Origin of the sequence: Bacillus fungorum (assembly GCF_002746455.1) — a bacterium.
In the GTDB taxonomy this organism is placed as follows: Bacteria; Bacillota; Bacilli; order Bacillales; family Bacillaceae_G; genus Bacillus_A; species Bacillus_A fungorum.
Map to the genome: position 1 here is coordinate 70,595 of NZ_NWUW01000016.1, position 25,223 is coordinate 95,817.

Consider the following 25,223-nt stretch of genomic DNA (forward strand, 5'->3'; position numbering starts at 1 on the left):
ATTACCTAAAATGGAATTTCACCTTTACAATAACAAGCAATTCTGAAGAAATTATGCAGATGCATGATAATCTGCACCATTTCTTCATGATTTTGACTTACAATTTAAGTAATAACTACAAATGCGGAGGTACTCTATGGTCGATATACTACTCGTAGATGATGAGCCGAGAATGCTTGAATTATTAACGCTTTATCTTACTCCAATCGGATACAACTGCGTATGTACAGCGTCCGGAGAAGAAGCTATTTCACATATAGAAAATCAAAACTTCAAATTTGTTTTACTCGATATTATGATGCCAAAGATGGATGGGTGGGAAACGTGCAAAAGAATTCGATCATTTAGTAACGTTCCTATCATTATGGTAACGGCTCGTGATCAAACGGTAGATGTCATCCAAGGGTTAAAACTTGGAGCAGATGATTACGTGACGAAACCTTTCCATGAAGAGGAGCTTTTCGCAAGAATTGAAGCTGTTTTAAGGCGAACGAATCAACACGCACAAATCCAATATCACGGTATTTTATGGGATGAAGCAAAGCATTTCGTCTCTGTCTATAATGAAGAACTTCTTCTCACTCCAATCGAATTCTCTTTACTCGGATTATTTTTACATCATGTGAACTACGTGTTAAGCCGCGATCAGCTCATTGAACGAATTTGGGGACTAAATACAAATACAGAAGATAGAACAGTCGATTCACATATTCGTAATTTGCGTGATAAATTACGAAAAGTAAATTTCCCTATTGATCACCATTTAAAAACTGTTTACGGAGTCGGGTATCGATGGGTTGATACTCTAAAGTAAGGAGCAAAACGATGAAGCGAATTTCTATTCAACTCGGATTTTATTTTTTAATTGTTACACTTTTAATCGAAAGTGTTCTATTTGTCTTGCTTTATTATAGCCTTGTCAACAATAGAGTAAATGAAGAAATGACGGCTTTATTAAAGCGCGGAAATAGTCACCGAGATGTTCTTGAAAAGTATTTTGATAAGCAAACAATCTCCCATGTTGCACTAATGGAATCCGAAGCCGAAACCACTGTCGTTATTACAAATGCACATAAGGATGTGCTAGCTAAATCTAATGAAATAAATGCTACGATAAAAAAGCATATTGAAAAGATGCAAACACGAACAGATCATGACGGAGCAATTATAGAGAATCATTGGAAAACATCTAATTATATATGTACAGTTAGCCCCATTGTAGTGGCTGGAAAAACGGAAGGCTACGTATATATGTTTCTCGGAACAGAATCAATCGAGGAAATGGTTAACGGGCTAACAAGACAATTCATTATTGCCGGAGTCATTACGTTTCTATTAACTGTCATCACCATTTTTCTATTATCACGGTTGTTAACAAAACCATTGTTACACATGAAACATGCCACTGAAAAAATGAGTAAAGGCGATTTATCCGTTTCGTTAACGACTACTCGAAATGACGAAATTGGTGAACTAGCATCGTCTATTCAAACGCTTGCTAATGATTTACATTATATGAAAACAGAGCGAAGTGAATTTCTAGCAAGTGTTGCTCATGAATTACGAACACCATTAACATACGTAAGAGGTTATGCTGACATTGCTTTAAAAGAAACCACATCTCCTGAGCAACGTTTGCGATATTTATCTATTATAAAAGATGAGTCTGATTATATTACGAACTTAGTTCAAGATTTATTTTCACTTGCACAAATGGAGCAACATAACTTTTCTATTCAAGTAAAGGAAGTACATTTACACACTTTCCTGACTCGCATAGCCGAAAAACTAAATGCCATGTATAAAGAAAGATACATTACAGTCTCTTTCTCTTGTCCTCCTACACTGCTAGTAAATTTAGATGAACAGCGATTTGAACAAGTTATAATAAACATTTTAAATAACGCTTATAGACATTCAAAAGAACATTCTCATATAAATATTTCTGTTACAGAAGAACATAAAAGTATCTCTATTACAATTGAAGATGAAGGCGAAGGTATTCCTCCTGAAGACGTCCCTCACATTTTCGACCGCTTTTATCGAGTTGATAAAGCAAGATCACGAGCTACAGGCGGAACTGGTTTAGGGCTATCTATCGTAAAAGAAATTGTAGAACTACACGGCGGGAATATTACTGTAACGAGCGAAGTCAATCATGGGTCTTGTTTTATTATCACTATACCTATAAAACTTTTATTTAAATACAAGGAAAACTAAATTTCAAGTATGACTATCATTACACAACTAACTCCATTATTTTTTCAAAATTTATGAAAATAATGGAGTTATGCTATTCATATAGACTCAAACCAGTTAATCCAATTATGGTGAGCTTTGAGAAAAAACTAAGAATATTTTAATTATTTAGATATTAATCAATTAAAATTTTTAATCTCATCACAAAATAAAGTCAAATCAAGGAATCGAACATACTAAATTAATAAAATCAAGAATCATTTCATCTAGCATCTATGATGAATTCTTATTTCAAGAAAAGTAGTGGACATTCAATTGTACAACATATGAAAACAAATTCTTTAGTTAAAGCACCAGAGAATTCTTACTGTATAAACAACCACTTTAAGTTTGCATTCTACATGCCACATTTAATATTCTTTCAATATGGAGAAAGTTTAAACACACGTGAATTTATATTAGTATTCGCTATGAAACTCCTCAATTGATAAAAATGCTAACTTGGGTTTAATTTTCTATATCACAAATCCTGCTCCCTGCCCATTCATCTACTATATTTTTTAAAAAATTTATACATCTTTATAGGGATAATATAAACATATAATCAATATTCCTCTTATTATACCCTTTCAATGAATCATCCTATAGATTTCCTTCCATCTATCAATCTTAATAATATAAACTAACTTGAAAAAGTAGCATGTGTATGTACTAATCTTAGAATTAACAATCCACAATAAAAAATCTAAATACTTTTAATATAAAATCAATTTTAGTTTTAAATTTAATTATAATTACCACTCCTTATACTTAGTTAGCATATTCTATAATCCAATGCTCTCTTTAGGCTCCTTGATATTTAATACAATGGATAACAAAATAAATAATTGTAACTTAATCAATAATCAGAATATACAAAATATAACTTGACAGAATTTTTTGAATTGGTATAATATTACTCATAAGGGAGGTAATTGAATTGAATAGTAAACAAATAGAAAAACCAGTTACAGATTACGATACTAATTACTTTGATCAGTCATACCTTGATGCTCATAAAAAGATTCTAAATGATGGATTAGAAGAGCAAATAGAACTTATAAGCTCCATACTTAATTCTACAAAGGAAACGAATATACTAGATTTTTTTTGTGGTCATGGAAGACATGCTTTTAAACTCTTGGATAAGGGATTTAATGTTACTGGATTAGATATTAATGAAAAGTATTTAGAAATAATTAAAACTAGAACTAATGATACAATCAAAACTATTCACGCTGATGGCAGAAAATATATTGGTAAGGAAAATTTTGACGCTGTTTTAAGTTTAGAAAACTCTATTGGTTATATAGAAAATTATGATGACAATTTAGCAATTCTAAAATCTATACATAGTTGTTTAAAACCTAAAGGTAAATTAATCATGACCCTCATTAATCGAGATTACTTTATTAGAAAATTCCACACATTAGCCTGGTTTGAAAATGGTGAAGGGAAATATATATTAGAAAAAAGAAAATTCGATTCAAAAACCAGTGTTCTTCAAATTGAAGAAAAAAGACTAACCGTAAATGGTCCTGAACAAAATTACAAATTAAATATGCGGTTATTTGGTGCAACCGAACTAAATCAGATGTTAAAAATTGCTGGTTTTCAAGTTATTGATCTGTTTGGTGATTTTGATAAAAATTCATATCACCTTAATTCACCTGAGATGATTTATATTTGCGAAAAAATTTAGAGTTAGAGCGAAATAACTTATCCACAAATTACTTAAGGAAATGAATAAAGATGGGACTAGGTAAAATAATTCGTCGCGTTATTATAAATTAATAAACTCCTAGTCTATTTAAGGAGGTGAATACATATGAAGATGGGTGAAATCGGTCGTCGCATTATTATTATTGACTAACAAATTCCTAACTTATTTAAGGAGGTGAATACATATGAAAATGGGTGAAATCGGTCGTCGCATTATTATTATTGATTAAGAATATTAACAATTGGAAAAAGGCTACTGAATTTATCAGTAGCCTTTCCCTCTGAAAAGGACTGATTTATATGGGAAATAACAACATATCTTTCATTGCTACAGGAGATAGCTTTATAACAAGATCCGCTCCTCAAAATATTAATTTTAAAGAATTATCAGAACTAATACAACAGCACGATGTAAAACTAACAAATTTAGAAACAACTATTAGAAAAGATGAAGGATTTCCAGCTGCACAAAGTGGAGGTACTTGGGCATATGCATCACCTAACGTATTAAATACTTTAAGTTCTTATGGCTTCAATTCAATATCTTTAGCAAATAATCACATATTAGACTATTCCTATGAAGGATTAGCTGCCACAGAAAAATACGTTAATGAAGCTGGATTTATATATTGTGGGGCTGGACACAACCTTTATGAAGCAAGCAAACCCAAATATCTAGAAACTATTAATGGAAGAATTGCCTTAATAGGGGTAACTTCCACATTCCATGAGTCCTGGATTGCTGGTGAACAAAGAATAGATTGTAAAGGACGTCCTGGAATAAATCCACTAAGATATGATGTGGTCCATAAAATACATAATAATAAAATGAAAATTTTGAAGGAAATAGCTAACATAACTGAAATTAATGCAGAAATAAATATTGCTGTAAAAAACGGCAATCTTATTAATATTATTCCAGATGATTACTTCCCATTTGGGGAATATGACTTTATCACAATAAATAATGAAGAAGAAGAAGGTTCTATAACAAAATGTCATACTACAGATATTTCCAGGATATATAAATCTATTTCAGAAGCTTCTAGACAATCTGATTATGTTATTTTAAATGTTCATTCACATGAAATGAAAGGGGAATCTGAAAATAAACCCGCAGATTTTTTGGTTGAGTTTGGGAAAGGATGTATAGATCAAGGTGCACATGCAATTATATGTCATGGACCACACATAATCAGAGGAATAGAGATTTACAAAAATCGTCCAATACTATATGGATTAGGGAATTTTATTTTTCAAAATGAAACAATTGAAACATTACCATCTGATTTTTATTCGAGCCTAAATTTAGATTACTCCCATAGCACCGCTGATCTCTTAGATAAAAAAAACAAAAACAATACCACTAGTTTTGGAGCAAAAAGAAAATTTTGGGATTCATTTTTACCCTCATGGAAAATGAAGAATGGGAAATTACAAGAAATGACTCTATATCCTATTTCTTTAGAATGGGAATTACCGAGATATAAAAGAGGATGGCCTAAATTAGTACAGAATACTGATATTCTAAAAAAAGTGAATGATTTATCAGCTCCATATGGAGTACACATAGATATTCAAAGCAACGGAATCGGAAAATTAATATGGTAAACAGTTATTCACTTTAAAGGAGCATACGAATGTTATTCTTATTAAAAAAGCCTGCTTTTCTAAACTTTTGGCTAGCACAAATATTCTCAAGACTAGGTGACGCAATTGCAACGACCGCTATCATCTTTATTATTGGTTCGAATTCCTCAGATCCTTTAATTATTAGTCTAGTAATATTTGCCGAACTTATTTCAACAACCCTATTTGGACTCTTTGCCGGATTAATTGCCGATCGTTTCCCTAAACATTTAATTATGATTTACATGGATATATTCAGAATAATTGTTACTACTATCATAATTTTTAATTTAAATTCACCAATAATACTCATTTTTTTAGTATTTCTAAAAGGAATTGGGACGACATTTTTTTACCCAGCCAGAACATCCTTTATTCCAAATGTAGCAGGAGAAGAACATGTGACTGATGCAATTTCAATTTCTCAAAGTACTTACTCTACGGTATATATTATTGGTCCTATAATAGCAGGATTATTATTAACAACAACTTCTGTACTATTCATTTTTATAATAGACATAATATCCTATATATTGTCTATTATCTTTATTCTAATATCCAATTCTTTAATAACAACAAAACAGACTACCGAATTAAATCAAAAAATAAAAACAACCAACGAATCTCTTTGGTTTGCCTTATCATCAGGAATTAAAACCGTATACCGCATACCAACATTATTTTTCTTACTAATAATATTATTCCCTTTCATGTTTATAGCTGGGATTTTTGATACAACTTACACATCTATTTTATTGCAAATTTTCCAAGTATCAGCACTTGACTACGGTAATTTGGAAAGCATTGAAGGTTTAGGCGCTATTATAGGCGCTATTATAGGACCTTTCCTATTAAAAAAATTGAATCCTAGTTTATTATTGATATGTACAATAATAGCATTTGGCATATTAATGGGGTGTGTTACTCCTTTAAATTTGATACATCGATCTAATTTAGCCCCAATATATATATGGAGTTTAATAATCGGAATTGTGAATTCGCTTTTAAATATACCCATTAATACTTTATTTTTAAGTATAACGCCTATTCCATTTAGAGGTAGAGGTATTTCTATATTACAAACACTTTCTACTTTGGGTATTATACTAGGATTATTATTAGGTGGTATAGCTGCAAGATATTTCAACCCCATATTTTTTACTACTATAGCTGGTTTAACTATAATTATATTTGCAATAATGATTTGTTTTTCGAAGAAATTCAAAGAGCTTTACAAAATATCTTCTACTCCATTACCGTTAGATTCAAACATTAAATCTGAACAAGAGTTTAATGCTTGATAACAGTCAAAAAATTTTCAACTCATATGAAATCCAAACGTGAAATAACCAGCTCTTTAAAATTCAAAAAGCTGGTTATTTCACGTTTAAAAATAAAGCATTTCTTCTTCAGAAATATTCTGATAGTTACTACTTTGAACTTTATTGGTTAATTTAATTTTCACATGTACATTGCTGTCCATAGTTCATTAATAACTCCAATTTTAAAATTAACTTTACACATAATAAAACTTTCACTATTAATCTTCCCTACCTTTCAAGTAGTTCAATTGTTTCCGTAACCTTTATACTATCTTTTACAGATTGAACAATTGTGCAATTTTTCACTGCAAGTTGCAACGCCTTGTCTAGCTGCTCTTCTGTAATGTTTTCCGCTTTAATTTTATAATGTAAATGAACACTTTCAACTGGTTTTGATAAAGCTTCACTTCTACCAATTTCAGTTTCAATTGTAAACGTATCGTATAGAATACGTTTCTTTTCTAAAATCGTTCGAAAGACAATTGCACTACATCCCGCGATAGAGGAAACGAGTAATTGTAACGGTGAATATCCGTTTTCTTTTCCAATCGCTAATTGACCATACGATAAATTTGCCTCTATATCATCGTGTTTGATTGTTAGTTTCATTTGTTGTCTCCATCTCCACTTTCATCGGTTTCTTCCGTCTCTTACTCATATAATAATATATGTAGCAGAAAATGATAAATGGAATACCACAATATAACGCCATTCTTTGTTCTGGAATAAACGCTAAACTAATAACAACGATACTGTTTGTAATTAAAGCTAAAATAGGAACAATTGGATATAACGGTGTTCTATATTTTAAGTCCTCTAACTTTCCTCCGCCTTTTATATACTGACTTCTAAAGCGCAGTTGCGATAAAGCAATAATGATCCAACTTGATACAGCTGATAAACCAGCTATCGATAATAAGTACATGTATACTGTATCTTCTGCAAGGAAGCTTGTGAATAAAGAAAGACCAGCTACAGCAATCGTTACAACTAGTGCTGTAATTGGAATACCACGCTTATTTACTTTCTGGAAAGATTTTGGTGCCATTCCTTCATTTGCAAGTGACCATAGTATACGAGTTGCCGCATATAATCCTGAATTCGCTACAGATAGTAACGCTGTAATAATAACGAAGTTCATAATATCTGCTGCATACGGAATACCGATTTTATCAAATACGACTACAAATGGACTTTCAATTACCCCTGCTTCTTTCCAAGAAATTAATCCTACTAAAATTGTCATTGTTAAAATGAAGAATAACATAATGCGCCATACTGTATTACGGATTGCACGTGGAATTGTTTTTTCTGGATTTTCACTTTCTCCCGCTGCAATCCCGATTAACTCTGTTCCTTGGAACGAGAAGTTAACTGTAATCATTGTAAGTAATACAGCTGCTAGTCCATTCGGGAAAAGTCCACCTTCACTTACAAAGTTAGAGAAAAGAGGTGCTGCTTCTTTTCCGTCATATGATATAAACCCTAATAATGCACTACCACCAAGAACAACAAATGCAAGAATGGTAACTACTTTAATACTAGAGAACCAAAATTCTAATTCAGCATAACTTTTCGCCGAAATCGCGTTTGAAGCATATAAAATAACGCCGAATACAAGGCACCATACCCAAACATCAACATTCGGAAACCATCTTTTCATCATTAAACCAATTGACGTTAATTCTAAACCTACCGTTACTGCCCAACCCAGCCAATATAGCCAGCCGATCATAAAGCCCGTTCCTGGTCCAATAAACTTCGTTGCATACTTTTGGAAAGATCCTGAAACTGGCATTGCTACCGTTAACTCTCCAAGACAAAGCATTGTTAAATACATAATAAATCCGCCCACTAAATATGAAAGGATGGCTCCCCCTGGCCCAGCCTGATTAATGGTGTAACCTGAACCTAAGAAAAAACCAGTCCCGATTACACCACCTAGTGCGATCATAAATAAATGTCTACTCTTCATCGTACGATGTAATTTCTCATTCGTTGGTTGCTGCATCTAAATCCTCCCCCTACCAATACCCCTATATCTTGTTAAAATTTTCTGATAATAAAAATATACACGAAAGCGATTACAATTTCTATATAAAATTAAAACTTTTCTGATAAAATAATATAAAAAATCGAATTATCGCGAGATTTAGATTCTAATTAGAGGAAAATAAGGATAAACAAGGAAAAACCCTTACATATATTGTAAGAGTTAATGGAGTTCTAATCTTCTCGATAAAATTGATAAACTATAATTTACGATAAAGTACATACAAGCTACTACTATAAACGTTGGAATCATATAATTTACATTTTGCCCGCTAATAATTTGAGCATTATGCATAAGCTCTGGTAATGATATAACAACTGCTAATGATGTATCTTTCAGCAATGAAATAAACTGACTGACAAGCGGCGGGACCATTCTTCTTAATGCTTGTGGCAAAATAATATGCCAAAGTGCTTGAACATACGTTAATCCTGAAGATCTTGCGGCCTCAATCTGTCCTTTTTCAATAGATAATAGGCCACTTCGAACAATTTCAGATATCATTGCTGCTTCAAATATTGTTAAAGCAACAATTGTAGCTGTTATAATTTCTAATTTCAAGCCTGCTTCTGGAAGTGCAAAATACGTGAAAAATATAATTAAAAGTAGTGGTAAGTTTCGAATCACTTCAACGATAATTCCTAATATTTGTGAGACGACAGGGATTTTCATGTAGCGCAATATCCCTATTACACTACCAATAATAAAGCTAAGTACAATTGCTACGAGCGCTACCTCTAATGTGATGAGTAATCCTTTTAATAAAAAGAGGATATGATCACCTGTTACAGCTCCCTTAAAATCCATTTACACCGCCTCCTTTGCCAAGCGTTTTTCTAAATAACGCACTAGCATACTGAGCGGAATTGTTAATATTAAATAAAACATCCCGACAAATATATAAACATCGAACGTAACAAACGTCTTCGTTGAAATTAAATCTCCTTGATACATTAAATCCGTACCAGCGATAATTCCGAGTATGGAAGAGTTTTTTACTAAATTGAGAAATTGATTTCCTAAAGGAGGGATTACGATTTTCATTGCTTGAGGTAAAACAACATAGTACATTGCTTGCGTATAAGTCAGTCCTGAGGAACGTGCTGCTTCCATTTGGCCTTTCGCGACTGATAAAATACCAGCGCGAATGACCTCGGCAATAAACGCTGCAGTATATACCGTAAGCGTAACTGTTCCTGCTACAAAACCATTTAACGTAATTCCTATTACAGGTAAAGCGAAATAAAATATGAATGCAATTAATACAAGTGGAATATTTCTTACAAATTCTACAATAGCAGCTCCCAACCAATTTAAAATACGAATAGGTGCAATACGCATTACCGCCAAAATTACTCCTAAAATAAAGCTTCCTATTAATGCAATTACACTAGACATCACTGTATATTTAAAGCCCTCTAAATACATATCAATGTTATTCGTTAATATAGAAAAATCAGGCACATATTCTCCCCTCTTTCTTTACAAGAAGAGGATGAGTATCCCTCATCCTCTTACTATTTATCAATGGGAATAAGGCTCTACTAATTAAAAGATCAATTTACTATTCTTGCTTTTGTCCAATCCATTTCTCATACAGTTTGTCGTACTCCCCGTTCGCCTTCATATCTTTTAGCAAACTATTAATCTCTTTCGTTAAATCATCTGCACCTTTTTGAACTGCAATTCCGTACGGTTCATCCGTAAAAATTTTCCCTACAACTTCATAATTTGAATCTTGTTTTGCCATGCCGTAAAGAATTGCATTATCTGTCGTTAAAACATCACCTTTTCCTGCTTTTAACGCCGTAAATGCCTCACTGTAATTTTCAAATTCTAAAACAGTCGCTTCCGGTGATTTTTGGCGAATGTTATTTGTAGATGTTGAACCTTTTACTGCTAACACTTTCACGCCCTTTTTCACATCATCAATACTTTTAATATCGCTCCCTTTTTTCACGAGTAACGATTGCCCTGCTTTAAAATATACATCTGAAAAATCGACCTCTTTTTTACGTTCTTCCGTAATTGTCATTGTTGCGATAATTGCATCAATGTCACCGTTTTTCAGTAGTGGAATACGCGTTTTAGACGTTACTTCTTTTAATTCTAATTTCTTTTCATCTCCGAGAATTTTTTTCGCAAGCGCCTTTGCAACATCAACATCAAATCCTTCTACCTGCCCTGTTGAAGGATTTTTCAATCCGAATAAGTTCGTATCATTCTTCACCCCAACTACTAGTTTCCCGCGCTTCTTAATTTGCTCAACGGCCCCGCCTTGCTTCGTATTCGTTTCTTTCGCCTCATCTTTTTTACTTCCGCACCCAGCAACGACAAGTACGAATAAACATGAAAATACAATTAAGGTGAACAACTTTTTCATTTTAAGCATAAAATTCCTCCTTTAATGATTTAACACTCGACTTAAAAATAAACGTGCTCTTTCTTGTTCAGGACTCGCAAAAAATTGCGCCGGTGTTGTATCCTCAATGATTTCGCCATCATCCATAAATAAAATTCGATCGGCTACTTCTCGCGCAAATCCCATTTCATGCGTAACAACGACCATCGTCATCCCTTCCTTAGCTAGCGTTTTCATAACATCAAGTACCTCTCCAATCATCTCTGGATCAAGAGCAGACGTAGGCTCATCGAATAGCATAATTTCTGGCTGCATCGCAAGTCCTCTAGCAATTGCCACCCGTTGCTGTTGTCCTCCGGATAATTGATGTGGATATACGTTAGCCTTCTCTGGAATTCCTACTTTCTCTAAATAAACCATCGCTGTTTTCTCTGCTTCCTCTTTTGAAATTTTATTTACTTTAATCGGTGCTAGTGTAATATTTTGAAGAACCGTTTTATGTGGATATAAATAAAAATGTTGAAAGACCATTCCAATATTTCGGCGTAATTCATTCATATCTGTTTTTGCATTGTGTACCTCCGTATTTTGTACAATTAACTCTCCATCTGTAATTGACTCTAGCTGGTTTATACATCGAAGTAATGTACTTTTCCCTGATCCTGAAGGCCCAACAACTACTACCACTTCACCTTTTTTCACTTGCACATTAATATCTTTTAAAACTTGAAAGTTGCCATAATATTTATTTACGTTACGAAACTCTATCAACATACTCCCCCCTTCCCCTAACAAAGCATGTACATTCTTTTTATATTCAAAAACAGTCCCAAAAATAACTTCTCCCTTCATTTTTGCCCATAAAAAAGCAAAGGGATTTCCCTTTGCTCCTTCATTTCTATTCTGTTAAGATACTTCTTCTTTCTTATCTTTCCCGTATTCATGCTCCCAAAAATCAGCATTTTTAATTCCTAATGGTCCTGGATCGAATACTGGATCTTTTCCTTCTTTTTTCTGCTTTTCATAATCCTTTAATGCAACTAATGCAGGTTTTTGTAATAGTAAAATCGCAATGATATTTACCCATGCCATAATTCCTACACCGATATCACCTAAAGCCCAAGCCGTTTCTGCTGTTTTTATACAGCCGTAGAATACAGCACCTAAAAAGACAAATTTTAGTACCATAGACAACCAAGGGCGGTCTTTCTCACGATTTAAGTACGCGATATTCGTTTCTGCAATGTAGTAATATGCCATAATTGTTGTAAATGCAAAGAATAGTAATGAGATTGCAACGAAACCGTTTCCAAATCCAGGGAAAACAGATTCTACTGCTGCCTGTGTATATCCCGGTCCTGGTTGAGCACCATTTAATTTATTTACGATAAAGTTTTTTCCGCTTGCATCAAATACGTTATACATGCCTGTAATAATCATCATAAATGCTGTTGCTGAACAAACAAATAATGTATCAATGTAAACGGAAAATGCTTGCACTAAACCTTGCTTAGCTGGATGCGATACTTCAGCAGCTGCCGCTGCATGTGGTCCAGTTCCTTGCCCTGCTTCATTGGAATAAATACCACGTTTTACTCCCCAAGAAATTGCTAAACCGATAATACCACCGAAAGCCGCCTCTAATGCAAAAGCACTTCTTATAATTAACATAAATGCTTCTGGCAATTTTTCAATATTCATAGCAACAATAACGCAAGCTACTAAAATATAACCAACTGCCATAAACGGTACGACAACTTGTGCAACGTTAACGATTCGCTTTACTCCACCGAAGATGATAAAAGCTAATACAACAACTAATAAAGCCCCTGATAATGTAGTGTTAATTCCAAAAGCTGTCTCTAAACTTACAGCAATACTATTTGCTTGCACACCTGGTAGTAAAAGCCCCGTTGCAAGAATTGTCGCTGCAACGAATACTAATGCATACCATTTCACACCTAAGCCTTTTTCAATGTAATAAGCAGGTCCACCGCGAAACTGTCCTTGATGTTTTGTCTTATATATTTGTGCGAGTGTAGATTCTACATAAGCTGATCCTGCTCCTAAAAAGGCCACTGCCCACATCCAAAATACAGCTCCTGGTCCACCGAAGGCAACCGCTGTTGCTACCCCAGCGATATTCCCTGTCCCAACGCGCCCTGATAATGAAAGTGCTAACGCTTGGAATGAAGAAACACCAGCCTCTGATTTTTCTCCTTTAAATGTTAGCTTCACCATTTCTCCTACATGCCTTACTTGTAAAAACCTCGTTCGAATAGAAAAATATAAACCTGCTCCTAAACATAAATAAACAAGTGCTGGACTCCAAACAATATTATTTAACCAATTTACGAAAGCTTCCAATATTCCCCCTCCTTTTTATCAAGAATATTCAGAATATATAAAAATTATAAATGTATACCGAATCTATGACAATATTATTTTAATAAAACAAACATATTTTTGTATAAAAAAACAAAGTATATATTTGTTTTATATACTTTGTTTTGAACAAAATGTATTATATATTCACAATCGCTTCTTTACTTATAATCCTTTCATATAATTCTTCAGATAATTTCTGGAAGTTATCTGGCATATCTTTCCCCTTAAACTTCTTTTGAAGTGTGCCGTATAAACCAACATCACGTAGACGTAAAAATAACGGTAACGATTCATACCAACTATCCACCAGCCTATGTTCACATTCGTATCCTTTTCTTAATGCTTGTAATTGTTTACGAGCGAATGTCGTCTTCTCCTCCGCTGTCCACGGTGTAAAAAGGACGGAGTAATAAAGAACCATTGCCAAATCATGAATGAAGTAATTATAAGCCGCATCATCAAAATCAAAGATTGTTAGCTCTTTACCATCATAATGAAAATTACCTGGATGAATATCACCGTGCATAAGGCCGAACGTTTCTCTTTCGACTGGAAGAGCCTTAATTTCATCCATTAATACCGCTGCAATCTTTTTCACTTTCTCATCTTCTAATTCATTAACAATCCCGCTCTCGTCTTCTTCCCACGTATCACGATAGTCTGTTTTAGGATAGTTCATTGTTAGGCGATGCAGTTGTCCAATCGCTTTTCCCCATGCTTCAAAATAAACATCTCCCCAATAAGGCGATTCTTCTCCTTTTACTTGCTCACCTTTTGCATATGTAAATAAGGAAGCGAAAAAGAAAGTTTCATCCTCTGCTCGGATTTCTTCTACAAGATTTTGAGACGTTGAATAAAGAGGCCCTGCTACCTTTGCCCCATTCTCCGCAACATATCGTAAAAAATCTAGTTCAGCTTCGACTTCTTTTTTAGAACGATGAGAAGAGTGAGTTAAACGTAATACGTAATCTTCACCACGATCACCCTTCGCCTTAAAAATATAATTTTCAAAATCTCCAAGTGGATTTTCTTCCACTGTTACATGAAATGACTTTGCTGCCCCTACTAAAATCTCTCTTGTAAAAACACGTTCTACAGCTATTTCCATATATATCCCTCCTATATATCTTCTTAATTCGACATAAATGTTAAAAGTACTGCTAGAAAGTTGAATAATGCGTGGACAATCATAGCCGATAAAATAGAATTTGTTTTCTCATATAACCAGGCAAATACTACACCACTCAAAAAATTCACCGGCAATGTGTTATATGTGGGAATATGGACAACGGTAAATATTATGGAACTGATAAACATACCGCCCCATATACCATATCTATCACGAAAAAATGTATAAAAAACACCTCGATATAAAATCTCTTCATAGATCGGTGATATAATTGCCGCTCCAATTACCGCGATACAGAATGAATATATTGATTTATCATTTTGGACCGTCTCCGTTTTACTATTTTCAAAAGAAATGCCCACTTTCTCCATTATCATTAATATAGCAACACTAACTACAATTAAGAAAATAACCGCTACAAATGTCCATAATAAATCCTTCCATGAAAGTTTCCTAACTCCAATATCTTTCCACGATAGGTTATATCTTTTTATACAAAAAAGATATACTACAGTAGTAAATATCACTGCCATTATAAGTCCCATTAATACCCCAGCATATAATGATTTACCTATTATTTTTAAAGCATAATCATAAAAAAGAGCTTCAATTGTTACTGGAACAATAATGAATACAAACACAAATAAATATAAAATTTCTTTCCATCCCCACATACTTTTCAAAATCATATACACCATCCCTCTACTCCGTGTTTCCTTAAGTATAAAAGATGACGCAACGTAACTTTCAATCCTCTTCTTTTAAATAATCCAAGCATAAATTTCTCACAAAAAACAAAAATTAACAGAAGTGACTTTATTCTAAAAGAGGTGGAAATTATGGCAGATTACAAAGACGAACAAAAGAGTAAGAATCAAAAGCATATGTTTCCATCACTTCCGGAGAACATTAATTACATTGAAAATAAACTTTCCCATTCTGATGACATAAAAAAATTAGATCTCCCTTTTCAAAATGGAAAAGGAACGATCTTATATATCGAATCTTTAGCCGACCCAAATTTAATTCATCAATTAGCTGTTGAGCCTTTATTAACTCGGCCAGATTTACCTTTAGATAAAGCTTTTTCTACGCTAAATATGAAAAAAGAAACAAATTTAAATTACGGTGTACAACTTTTATTACAAGGTAAATCCTTATATTTTCATGAAAATGTCGATAGCTTTTGTATTTTCGAAACAACTTTATCTTTAAAGAGAGATATAGCAGAGCCTGATAATGAAGGCATTGTACGTGGACCACATACTGGTTTTGTAGAAGATTTAGCAACCAATTTAGCTTCCATTCGTAAACTCATAAAAAGTCCAAATATTGTCGTTAAATATTTCACACTTGGTGAAGAAATGCATACGAAAGTGGCAATTGCTTATATGCAAAACATAGCGAATGACGATTTAGTTACAGAAGTAAAAAGAAGGTTAGAAACGATTAAGACAGATGCGCTTATGCCTCCAGGATATATACAAGAATTTATAGAGGATACGTCTTTCTCACCATTTCCGCAGCAATTAAATACAGAGCGTCCAGATAGAGTCGCAGCAAATTTAATGGAAGGACGGATTGCTATTTTATCTGACGGAGATCCAACAGCGCTCATCGTACCTGTTACGTTATTCGCTTTCTACCAATCACCAGATGATTATAATAACCGCTGGATTGTCGGTTCTTTCGTCCGAATGATTCGCTTAGTAAGTTTTTTAATTGCCTTTCTCTTGCCAGCTTTATATATTGCAACTGTCGCTTTTCATCCTGATGTGTTGCCGCTCGAACTTGTGTATACAATTAAAGCTTCATTAGAGAAAGTACCGCTCCCTCCCATTTTTGAAGCTCTCTTAATGGAATTAATCTTTGAATTGTTACGAGAAGCTGGTATTCGTCTGCCGAGCCGAGTTGGACAAACAATCGGTATTGTAGGTGGTTTAGTAATTGGTGATGCAATTGTAAAAGCCGGCCTTGTTTCTTATACAATGATTATCGTTGTAGCTTTAACTGCAATTTCATCTTTTCTTGTCCCATCAAACGATATGAGTTCAGCAGTTCGGATTCTTCGTTTTCCATTAATGATTCTTGCTGCTATATTCGGATATGTAGGAATTTCATTTGGCTTGATTATAACTTTTGTTCATTTATGTCAGCTTCATTCTTTTCATACACCATATCTTTCTCCTATTGCTCCAATGCGAATAAAAGATATGAAAGATTCTTTCGTAAGACTCCCAATTTGGTCATTTTGGGAACGGCCTCATGATCCAAAGCCCCAAAAAATGCAGCGCCAGCATGTAACGAGAGAGGATGAGAACGGTGACAAACACGCAAAGTAAAATTTCGCTTGCTCAATTTACCTTTTTCGTTATTCAATGCCAGATCGGGGTTGGTATACTTTCTCTACCTAACCGCCTTCACTCAATAGCAAAAGGTGGTGGATGGATTTCCGCTCTCATCGCTGGGCTTGCAATTCAGCTTATTATTTTACTTATGTGGCTTTTCTTAAAACGATTTCCTGATGCAAATATGTATGAAAGTGTTTGTATGCTATTTGGTAATAAGTTAGGAAAACTATTGGGCTTTGCTTATGTTTTTTATTTTACCCTTATTGGTATGACGGTTATGTTAAGTGCTTGTAATGTCATTAAAGTTTGGATTTTACAAGCAACTCCTTGGTCTGCCATTCTCATGCTATTTACAATAGCTTGTTGTTATGTAGCTTATAACACTTTTAAAGTCATCGTACGATTTTATGTCATGGCCTCTATTCTCATTATTCCAATGGCCCTTTTAATTGCCCTAGGGCTTTCCCGAGCTGATTTCTCTTATATTTTTCCTATTACAGAAGCCGGCTGGTGGAATATAATTCAAGCATCCAAGGAAACAATTACAGCCATGTATGGTTTTGAAATTATTCTTATCGCTTTCCCAAAAGTAAATGGGAGTTCTATTGCAAAACTGAAGGCCATTTCTATCGCCAATGGATTTGTAACTCTTTTTTATACTTTTACCGTTTGGATTTGCTTTATCGTATTTAGTCCAAAACAAGTTGAACTCATTCCAGAGCCAGTTGCTTACTTATTACGTTCCTTACATATTGGGATTATAGACCGGACTGATTTACTATTCATTCCAATATGGATGATAACCGTTGTGGCTTCTATCGCTAGTTATTATTGCGCTGCTTCAATCGGAGTAGGACATATATTTAATCTTGCTAATCATAAAAAAGCTGTTCCAATCATTGGTATTATTGCTTTTAGTGTAGCCTTATTTATAGATACACCTGAAGAATTAAAAGTAATTTCAACTTTCACTGATAAGTTCACCTATATTTTCATCGTTGTCCTGCCTCTTTTATTTCTACTTTATTCAGTAATAAGGAATAAGAAAGGAGAGCAGTATGTTCAAAAAAAGAACTAAATTACTTTTTATATTATGTACTAGTTCCCTCCTTTCTGGCTGTTGGGATCAAGAACCATTAAGGGAGGCAAGGTTAGCTTATAGCATTGGATCTGATATTACGGAAGAGAATAAACTCCAGCAAACAGTCGAGCTCGTAAAAAGTTCAAGCGGAGAGCAATCTTCATTCGAGAATGAAATACATTCAGCAACCGGGCATAACATAAGGGATACAAGCGATGCCCTAAAAAAAAATGTGACTGGAAATATCCGCTATTTTAAATATGGTGTTCAATTACTAGGAACCAAAATTCTAAAAAAGGGTATACTACCCTATTTAGATGTTAGTTTTCGAGACCCAACAAATCCAACTGCTTTAGTAAAAATTATTGCAGTAGATGGTGAAACATCGGAGATACTAGAAAAAAAGAAAGTAGGGAATTTACTGATTGGAGATTTCCTAAAGAAAAAAGTGAAAAGCTTAGAGGATATGAGTGTGTTTCCAAAAGAAACTTTAGAAACAGCTGCTACAAAGATGTTAGATCCGGGTAAAGATTTTACCCTCCCTTCTATAAAAATAAAAGGAAAAGAAGTTATCACAAACGGGTTAGCTTTATTTAATAAAGACAAATTAACTGGACATTTACCTTTGAAACAAGCTGTTTTATTCGTTTTATTAACCGAAAAAATGGGAACAAGTGCCCGTATAACTCAAAAACTTACTAGCGATGAATCAGAGAAGACATCTGATTATTTAACAATGGAAATTAGCAATCGAAAGTTAAAACGAGACTTAAAAATAACAACAGATAAAAAAGGAAATGTTTATGCTCACATTAAGCTTCAATTAAAAGTTATAGCGCTTGAAGCTCCGAGAGATAATCTTTACAAAATGGATGAAAGAAAAAAACTAAATAAAGAACTGTCTAAACAGCTTACGAAAGAAGCTAAAAAGATAACGAAAAAGTTACAAAAAGCAAATTGTGATGCTTTCGGAATTGGTAGACATCTCATTGCTTATCATCCTGACTTATGGAAGAAAAAAAATTGGAATAAAGATTATGCAAAAGTAAAATTTAAGCCTGAGGTAGAAGTAAACATTTTGTATAGTGGTGTTTTAAAATAAAAGGTTGTATGCCACGCGGGCATACAACCTTTTTATTTCGTATATCGATATACAATTGATTCATATGGCCTTAAGTTAAGTTTTGTAATATCCTTGCTGGAATCTTTATAATTCGACAGTATTACTTCTTGTTTCATTTCATCTAATTGAACATGAGCTGGTACAGAATACGTTATTTCTTCTCCATAAAAGTTATTAATAACAAGTAATACCTCATCATTTACAGTACGTGTATATGCCCAAATCTTAGGATGATTTTTATCTAAAATAGCATATTCCCCTTCTGTAAGAACATCATACGTTTTTCTAAGTTCAATTAACTTTTTATAATGATAAAATACAGATTCCTTATCTTCTAATGCCTTCTCTACGTTTATTTCTGTAAAGTTTTCAGCCACTGAAATCCAAGGTATACTTGTTGTAAAACCACTGTTTATCTCTTCATTCCACTGCATCGGAGTACGTGAATTGTCACGAGATTTTTGTTTTAGAATCCCGATAATCTCTTCTTTTGATAAGCCTTCTTCTAACTTTATATCATATATATTTAACGATTCCACATCTCGATATTGCTCAATAGACTCGAATTTAGGATTCGTCATACCGATTTCTTCGCCTTGATAAATGTAAGGTGTGCCCTGCAACATATGCATAGATGTCGCTAACATTTTCGCAGATTCATTTCGGTACTTTCTATCATCACCGAAGCGTGACACAATACGAGGCTGGTCATGATTACACCAAAATAATGCATTCCATCCGCCGCCCTTTTGCATTTCAATTTGCCAATTAGACATAATCTCTTTTAATTTAATAAAATCAAAATCCGCTTTCGTCCACTTATCACCATTCGGATAATCTACTTTTAAATGGTGGAAACTAAATGTCATGCTCAGTTCATTACGATCAGGATTCGAATATTTAATACAATTATCAATTGTCGTAGATGACATTTCTCCAACTGTAATGACATCTTTCCCTTCAAAAACATTTCGGTTCATCTCTTGTAAATATTCATGAACGCGCGGGCCATCTGTATAATATTTACGGCCATCGCTTGTCGCCGTACTTCCGTTATCATTTAAAAACTGTTGATCTTTTGAAATTAAATTAATAACATCTAATCGGAATCCAGTTACCCCTTTATCAAGCCAAAAGCGCATCATATCATATACTTCTTCACGAAGTTTTTCATTTTCCCAGTTTAAATCCGCTTGTGTCTCATCAAATAGATGTAAAAAATATTGCTCTGTCTTCTCATCATATTTCCAAGCAGACCCACCAAACTTAGATTGCCAATTATTTTTTTCATCACGCCAAATGTAATAATTACGATATGGACTATTTTTATCTTCCTTCGCTTCCTTAAACCACTTATGCTCCGTCGAACTATGATTTACAACGATATCCAGCATAATTTCAATGTTACGTGCCTTTGCTTCTTCTAAAAGCTCTTCAAACTCTTCCATCGTTCCGTAAGATGGATCAATACTGTAGTAATCACTTACATCATATCCATTATCATTTTGTGGCGATTGGTATATCGGTGTTAACCAAATATAATCTACTCCGAGTTCTTTTAAATAATCTAGTTTTTCTGTAACCCCTTTTATATCACCGGTTTCTTTATTGTAATAGCTATTAAAGCTCTTCGGATAAATTTGATAAACTACACTTTTATGCCAATCCTTCATGTTTAACTTCCTCCTACTTCTGTTTTACTCGTTTTGCAAATAACCACGTTAACGTAAACGGGATTACAACTGCGATAACCATTCCTACAATAAACATTGGAATCGATTTCGGAATGATAGAAATAAATGCTGGTAATCCGCCAATTCCGATAGCAGGTGCTAATACACCATTTAACGTAATAAATATCGCTGCCACAGCCGATCCTATAATCGCTGCATAGAACGGGAATTTATTTCGTAAGTTTACACCAAACATCGCTGGCTCTGTAATACCGAAATATGCTGAAATCGCTGATGTGGATGCCATGCTTTTATCATTTTGATTTTTAGAAATCCAGAACATCGCAAGTGCCGCACTACCTTGCGCAATGTTAGAAAGAGCAATCATCGGCCAAATGAATGTACCACCGTGCTGTGCAATTAATTGTAAGTCGATAGCAATAAACATATGATGCATACCTGTAATTACTAGCGGTGCATATAATGCTCCAAACAATACTGCTCCAACTACTGGTACTGTTTCATATACACCTACTAATCCAGCTGTTAATAAATCTCCAATATGCCGTGTAACTGGACCAATAATCCCTAATGCTAACACCCCTGTTACGACAATCGTTGTAATTGGTACAACTAATAATTGAATTGCATTTGGTACATGTTTCTTTAAGAAAACTTCCACTTTACTTAGTACGAATGCTGCTACTAAAACCGGTAGAATTTGACCTTGATACCCTACTTTTTCAATTTGAAATAGTCCTAAAATATCGAAGTACTCAATCTTTTGTCCATCTAAACCAGTCGCTGCTTTTCCGTAATCCCACGCGTTTAATAAGGCTGGATGCACAAGCATTAATCCCATAACAATCCCTAATATCGGACTACCACCAAAACGCTTCGTTGCTGACCAACCGACAAGTGCTGGTAAGAATACGAATGCTGTATTCGCCATCATATTAATTAAATCCCAAAGCCCACTTAAGTTTGGATACACATCTAATAAATTTTTACCTTCAAAAAATAAGTCCTTCGCTCCTAATAGATTGTTAATTCCCATTAGTAAACCAGCTGTTACGATTGCTGGTAATATCGGCATAAATACATCTGAAAATACTTTTACAAACTTTTGAGCTGGATTTAACTTTTGATTTCCGGAATCTTTTACGTCAGCTACTGTCGCTTCCTTCATACCTGCAAGCGTTATCAATTCGGCATATACTCGATCAACATCTCCTGGACCGATTACAATTTGAAATACCCCAGCGTTATGAAACGCTCCCTTCACTAATGAAACAGACTGCAAATTATCGTTATCTATTTTACTTTCATCTTTTAAAGCGATACGGAGCCTCGTTACACAGTGCGCAGCTTGTTCAATATTGTCTTTCCCACCAATATACTGCAACACTTCCTCTGCTGTTTTACGATAGTCTTTCCCCATATTCCCGTCCCTCTTTTCTTTTTTTGATACCGTTTACACTTACATATTAACTCGTATATATAAGTTAGTCAACACTCGTATATACGAGTTTTAAAATTTTTTATAAAAAAAGAGATGAAACGTTATTTCGTCCCATCTCCTTATTTTCTCCGTGCCACATCCGAAAAATGAAAAATATCTAAACGATGGCGGGATTCTGTATATTCGAACTGACTTCCATCATAAAAATGTGTAAAGTTTTTCACAACTACAACATAGTCTGTTCCATTTAAATCTAAATACTTTCTATCGTCCTCTGTACATGGCTGCACTTCAATTACCCTCTGTGAGTAACTAATATGAAGACCTAGTTCTTTCTCAATGTATTTATAAATAGACTCCGCTGCAATTTCACCCGTTAATCCAGGAATATATTCCGATACAAAATGATTGATATCCAAAATTACTTTTTCTCCATCAATATTTCGAACGCGTTTAATATGATCTATTTCTGTTTTCTCTTTCACATTTAACAGCTTTGCAACCTCTTTTGTCGCTTGTACTTTCTCCATTCCCACGACTTCTGTAATACAATGGCGCCCTAAACGTTCATTTTCTTCTTGGAAACTTACAATACCACCAAAGTTGAATTCAATGTTTTTTCGCTTTAAAACAAAAACACCTTTTCCGTGTATTTTTTGAACATATCCACGCTCTTGTAATAAATCTACAGCTTTTCTTACAGTACCACGGCTCGCTTCATACTGCTTCATTAATTCAGTTTCTGATGGGATTTTGCATCCCTCTTTTAATTGCTTATTATCAATAGACTTACTGATTTCTGTATAAATTTGTTCATACTTACTCATCATCTACAATAGCCCCTTGTCACCTTCTAATTCTATATATATTATACCATGCTACACTCTTCTGCCAATCTCTCACTTATTTTCCAGTATAGGAAAAATACAGGTAAATATTTAATCTATAAAACGTATTTTTATAAAAATTTTTATATTTTTCTTTTCATTCAAAAAAACATGTAGTATACTAACTTCAAAATCAGAGGAGAAAGGGAGCAAAGAACTATGCTTACTTATACAACAATTGTAGTTACATTTGCACAAAAACATCATCATCATACGTAACCCTTGAAACCTAGCGGAAAAATTACGCGTAGGTACAAGGGTTATTCCCGTTGTACCTACGCTTTGGCGAAGAGCCATGTAGGTATTTTTTATCTACATGGCTCTTTTTTTATTGCCAAAAAGCTAGTAAAAAATGATGTTTACGCAAAACTTACTACAAAGGAGTTAACAAAAATGGAAACAAAAAAATGGGGATTATGGGTTTTAACAGCTTTTGTTATCGGGAACATGGTTGGCGGTGGCGTATTTATGCTCCCAGCAAATTTAGCACAAGTATCAGGTCCAATGGGTTCTACACTTGCATGGAGTATTACAGGCCTTGGCGTATTTATGATCGCCCTCGTATTTGGAAATTTAGCAATTCGCAAGCCAGAATTAAAGGCAGGACCACAAAGTTACGCTCAAGCAATGTTTCCTTCAAAAAAAGCGGGTAAAGTTGCAGGATATAGTATGGCGTGGGGATATTGGGCTGCGAACTGGGCTGCAACAGCATCTGTTATCATTTCCTTTTCTGGATATTTATCAACATTTTTTCCAGTTTTACAAAGTAAGCAAATTCTCTTTTCAATAAATGGATTTTCACTAGAACTAGGAAAAGGATTAACTTTCCTCGTATGTAGCCTTATGTTATGGGGAATTCAATATATTCTTTCTCAAAATATTGATCGAGCTGGAAATATGAATCTTCTTGCTACCATTGCAAAAATTATCGGATTTACAATGTTTATTGTGATTACATTATTCATTTTCAACGCTTCTAATTTCGGAGACGGTCAAACATTTATGAATGAAGCTGGACAATCGATTTCGTTAGGTGGACAAATCAATTCAGCTGCTATTGCAACACTTTGGGCGTTTATCGGCATCGAATCAGCAGTTATGCTTTCTAACCGCGCAAAATCACAGCGTGATGTGAAAAAAGCTACAATTTTCGGCCTAATTATTGCTCTTATTATTTACATGTCAATTACTTTACTTACAATGGGAGCTCTTCCACAAGAAGCTTTAAAAGAATCTCAAAAACCATTAGTAGACGCATTAAATTTAGCAATTGGCAATAAAGGCGCATATATAATGGCTTTACTTGCACTTATATCTTTATTTGGATCTACAGTTGGCTGGATCGTTGTTAGTTCAGAAGTACCTTACCAGGCAGCAAAGAATGGACTTTTCCCTAAGTTGTTCGCGACAACAAATAAAAAAGGTAGTCCTTCAAAATCATTATTTATTACAAATGTGATGACGCAAATTTTCTTATTCTCAACGATTTCTGGTACTGTATCAGAAGCTTATAATTTCGCTATCGTTGTAGCAACATTAGCTTATTTAATTCCATACCTTGTTTCTACGCTGTACCAATTCAAATTAGTTATTACAGGAGAAACGTATGATATACTGCCTGGCTCTCGAATAAAGGACGGGATCATTACTACATTAGCATTTGTATACTCTATTTGGGTTATCAAAACGGGAACTGCTGATTTAAAAACGTTCTTCTTAGGAATCGGATTGTTCGTATTAGGTCTTATTCTTTATCCAGTACTAATGAACAACTCACAAAAAATGAATTAAAAAAAGAGAAGC

Annotated in this window: 21 protein-coding genes; 9 read left to right on the top strand and 12 right to left on the bottom strand. The window is 34.0% G+C overall.

Annotation, left to right across the window (positions count from 1 at the left end; all coding sequences use genetic code 11):
- Positions 1-136: 136 nt before the first annotated feature.
- From CO726_RS20480 to CO726_RS20500, 5 genes are all read left to right on the top strand, one after another.
- On the top strand, positions 137-814 hold the full coding sequence (locus CO726_RS20480) for a response regulator transcription factor (RefSeq protein ID WP_099685504.1): 678 nt from the start codon (positions 137-139) through the stop codon (positions 812-814).
- 11 nt (positions 815-825) lie between these two features.
- Positions 826-2,220: a sensor histidine kinase gene (locus CO726_RS20485; protein WP_099685505.1), complete on the top strand. Its 1,395-nt coding sequence runs from the start codon at positions 826-828 to the stop codon at positions 2,218-2,220.
- A 958-nt stretch (positions 2,221-3,178) separates the two neighbouring features.
- Positions 3,179-3,940 (top strand): class I SAM-dependent methyltransferase, encoded by a 762-nt coding sequence (locus CO726_RS20490; protein WP_169513058.1) that lies wholly within the window; start codon positions 3,179-3,181, stop codon positions 3,938-3,940.
- 320 nt (positions 3,941-4,260) lie between these two features.
- On the top strand, positions 4,261-5,571 hold the full coding sequence (locus CO726_RS20495; protein WP_099685507.1) for a CapA family protein: 1,311 nt from the start codon (positions 4,261-4,263) through the stop codon (positions 5,569-5,571).
- A gap of 29 nt (positions 5,572-5,600) precedes the next feature.
- Positions 5,601-6,890, top strand: coding sequence for an MFS transporter (locus CO726_RS20500; RefSeq protein WP_099685508.1), 1,290 nt, complete (start codon positions 5,601-5,603; stop codon positions 6,888-6,890).
- Between the two features lie 249 nt (positions 6,891-7,139).
- On the opposite strand, the gene CO726_RS20505 is transcribed toward CO726_RS20500, so the two are convergent.
- From CO726_RS20505 to CO726_RS20550, 9 genes are all read right to left on the bottom strand, one after another.
- The gene (locus CO726_RS20505) at positions 7,140-7,520 is read right to left on the bottom strand and encodes an OsmC family protein (RefSeq protein ID WP_099685509.1); all 381 of its coding nucleotides are present in this window, start codon (positions 7,518-7,520) and stop codon (positions 7,140-7,142) included.
- Positions 7,495-8,922, bottom strand: a complete 1,428-nt coding sequence (locus tag CO726_RS20510) for an amino acid permease (RefSeq protein WP_099685510.1) — start codon at positions 8,920-8,922, stop codon at positions 7,495-7,497. Before CO726_RS20510 ends, CO726_RS20505 begins: the two co-directional genes overlap by 26 nt.
- Positions 8,923-9,126: 204 nt before the next feature.
- Positions 9,127-9,771: an amino acid ABC transporter permease gene (locus CO726_RS20515; protein WP_099685511.1), complete on the bottom strand. Its 645-nt coding sequence runs from the start codon at positions 9,769-9,771 to the stop codon at positions 9,127-9,129.
- A complete protein-coding gene (locus CO726_RS20520; RefSeq protein WP_099685512.1) occupies positions 9,772-10,428 on the bottom strand; it encodes an amino acid ABC transporter permease in 657 nt (218 codons plus the stop codon).
- A gap of 100 nt (positions 10,429-10,528) precedes the next feature.
- Positions 10,529-11,356 (bottom strand): glutamine ABC transporter substrate-binding protein GlnH, encoded by an 828-nt coding sequence (gene glnH, locus CO726_RS20525; protein WP_000916482.1) that lies wholly within the window; start codon positions 11,354-11,356, stop codon positions 10,529-10,531.
- Positions 11,357-11,368: 12 nt separating this feature from the next.
- Positions 11,369-12,097 carry an amino acid ABC transporter ATP-binding protein gene (locus CO726_RS20530; protein WP_169513059.1) on the bottom strand — a complete coding sequence of 243 codons (729 nt, stop codon included), beginning with the start codon at positions 12,095-12,097 and terminating at the stop codon, positions 11,369-11,371.
- A gap of 135 nt (positions 12,098-12,232) precedes the next feature.
- Positions 12,233-13,693 carry an alanine/glycine:cation symporter family protein gene (locus CO726_RS20540; protein ID WP_099685514.1) on the bottom strand — a complete coding sequence of 487 codons (1,461 nt, stop codon included), beginning with the start codon at positions 13,691-13,693 and terminating at the stop codon, positions 12,233-12,235.
- A 157-nt stretch (positions 13,694-13,850) separates the two neighbouring features.
- The gene (locus CO726_RS20545; RefSeq protein ID WP_099685515.1) at positions 13,851-14,822 is read right to left on the bottom strand and encodes a phosphotransferase enzyme family protein; all 972 of its coding nucleotides are present in this window, start codon (positions 14,820-14,822) and stop codon (positions 13,851-13,853) included.
- Positions 14,823-14,845: 23 nt separating this feature from the next.
- Positions 14,846-15,532 carry a CPBP family intramembrane glutamic endopeptidase gene (locus tag CO726_RS20550; protein ID WP_099685516.1) on the bottom strand — a complete coding sequence of 229 codons (687 nt, stop codon included), beginning with the start codon at positions 15,530-15,532 and terminating at the stop codon, positions 14,846-14,848.
- 150 nt (positions 15,533-15,682) lie between these two features.
- On the opposite strand from CO726_RS20550, the gene gerKA reads away from it, so the two are divergent.
- Genes gerKA through gerKC form a run of 3 tightly spaced genes read left to right on the top strand, consistent with a single transcriptional unit; the run spans position 15,683 to position 19,377 of the window.
- Positions 15,683-17,185, top strand: coding sequence for a spore germination protein GerKA (gerKA, locus tag CO726_RS20555; protein ID WP_099685517.1), 1,503 nt, complete (start codon positions 15,683-15,685; stop codon positions 17,183-17,185).
- A complete protein-coding gene (locus CO726_RS20560) occupies positions 17,166-18,272 on the top strand; it encodes a GerAB/ArcD/ProY family transporter (protein ID WP_098761565.1) in 1,107 nt (368 codons plus the stop codon). Before gerKA ends, CO726_RS20560 begins: the two co-directional genes overlap by 20 nt.
- Positions 18,253-19,377 carry a spore germination protein GerKC gene (gerKC, locus tag CO726_RS20565; protein ID WP_099685518.1) on the top strand — a complete coding sequence of 375 codons (1,125 nt, stop codon included), beginning with the start codon at positions 18,253-18,255 and terminating at the stop codon, positions 19,375-19,377. The genes CO726_RS20560 and gerKC overlap by 20 nt, the downstream gene beginning before the upstream one ends.
- Before the next feature lie 32 nt (positions 19,378-19,409).
- Here the strand turns inward: gerKC and treC are convergent, their stop codons facing one another.
- The 3 genes from treC to treR form a co-directional block, all read right to left on the bottom strand.
- Positions 19,410-21,071: an alpha,alpha-phosphotrehalase gene (treC, locus tag CO726_RS20570; protein ID WP_099685519.1), complete on the bottom strand. Its 1,662-nt coding sequence runs from the start codon at positions 21,069-21,071 to the stop codon at positions 19,410-19,412.
- Between the two features lie 13 nt (positions 21,072-21,084).
- Positions 21,085-22,512 carry a PTS system trehalose-specific EIIBC component gene (gene treP, locus CO726_RS20575; protein WP_099685520.1) on the bottom strand — a complete coding sequence of 476 codons (1,428 nt, stop codon included), beginning with the start codon at positions 22,510-22,512 and terminating at the stop codon, positions 21,085-21,087.
- A gap of 140 nt (positions 22,513-22,652) precedes the next feature.
- Positions 22,653-23,363 carry a trehalose operon repressor gene (treR, locus tag CO726_RS20580; protein WP_099685521.1) on the bottom strand — a complete coding sequence of 237 codons (711 nt, stop codon included), beginning with the start codon at positions 23,361-23,363 and terminating at the stop codon, positions 22,653-22,655.
- Between the two features lie 450 nt (positions 23,364-23,813).
- Here treR and CO726_RS20585 point away from each other — a divergent pair, with 450 nt between their 5' ends.
- Complete coding sequence (locus tag CO726_RS20585) at positions 23,814-25,211, top strand: amino acid permease (protein ID WP_099685522.1); 1,398 nt, start codon at positions 23,814-23,816, stop codon at positions 25,209-25,211.
- Positions 25,212-25,223 lie beyond the last annotated feature (12 nt).

What these genes read in the sequence shown, in the direction of transcription:
- CO726_RS20480 (WP_099685504.1), top strand. Translation starts at nt 137, where the DNA reads ATGGTCGATATACTACTCGTAGATGATGAGCCGAGAATGCTTGAATTA.
- CO726_RS20485 (WP_099685505.1), top strand. Translation starts at nt 826, where the DNA reads ATGAAGCGAATTTCTATTCAACTCGGATTTTATTTTTTAATTGTTACA.
- CO726_RS20495 (WP_099685507.1), top strand. Translation starts at nt 4,261, where the DNA reads ATGGGAAATAACAACATATCTTTCATTGCTACAGGAGATAGCTTTATA.
- CO726_RS20500 (WP_099685508.1), top strand. Translation starts at nt 5,601, where the DNA reads ATGTTATTCTTATTAAAAAAGCCTGCTTTTCTAAACTTTTGGCTAGCA.
- CO726_RS20505 (WP_099685509.1), bottom strand. Translation starts at nt 7,520, where the DNA reads ATGAAACTAACAATCAAACACGATGATATAGAGGCAAATTTATCGTAT.
- CO726_RS20510 (WP_099685510.1), bottom strand. Translation starts at nt 8,922, where the DNA reads ATGCAGCAACCAACGAATGAGAAATTACATCGTACGATGAAGAGTAGA.
- CO726_RS20515 (WP_099685511.1), bottom strand. Translation starts at nt 9,771, where the DNA reads ATGGATTTTAAGGGAGCTGTAACAGGTGATCATATCCTCTTTTTATTA.
- glnH (WP_000916482.1), bottom strand. Translation starts at nt 11,356, where the DNA reads ATGCTTAAAATGAAAAAGTTGTTCACCTTAATTGTATTTTCATGTTTA.
- CO726_RS20545 (WP_099685515.1), bottom strand. Translation starts at nt 14,822, where the DNA reads ATGGAAATAGCTGTAGAACGTGTTTTTACAAGAGAGATTTTAGTAGGG.
- CO726_RS20550 (WP_099685516.1), bottom strand. Translation starts at nt 15,532, where the DNA reads ATGATTTTGAAAAGTATGTGGGGATGGAAAGAAATTTTATATTTATTT.
- gerKA (WP_099685517.1), top strand. Translation starts at nt 15,683, where the DNA reads ATGGCAGATTACAAAGACGAACAAAAGAGTAAGAATCAAAAGCATATG.
- gerKC (WP_099685518.1), top strand. Translation starts at nt 18,253, where the DNA reads ATGTTCAAAAAAAGAACTAAATTACTTTTTATATTATGTACTAGTTCC.
- treC (WP_099685519.1), bottom strand. Translation starts at nt 21,071, where the DNA reads ATGAAGGATTGGCATAAAAGTGTAGTTTATCAAATTTATCCGAAGAGC.
- treP (WP_099685520.1), bottom strand. Translation starts at nt 22,512, where the DNA reads ATGGGGAAAGACTATCGTAAAACAGCAGAGGAAGTGTTGCAGTATATT.
- treR (WP_099685521.1), bottom strand. Translation starts at nt 23,363, where the DNA reads ATGATGAGTAAGTATGAACAAATTTATACAGAAATCAGTAAGTCTATT.
- CO726_RS20585 (WP_099685522.1), top strand. Translation starts at nt 23,814, where the DNA reads ATGGAAACAAAAAAATGGGGATTATGGGTTTTAACAGCTTTTGTTATC.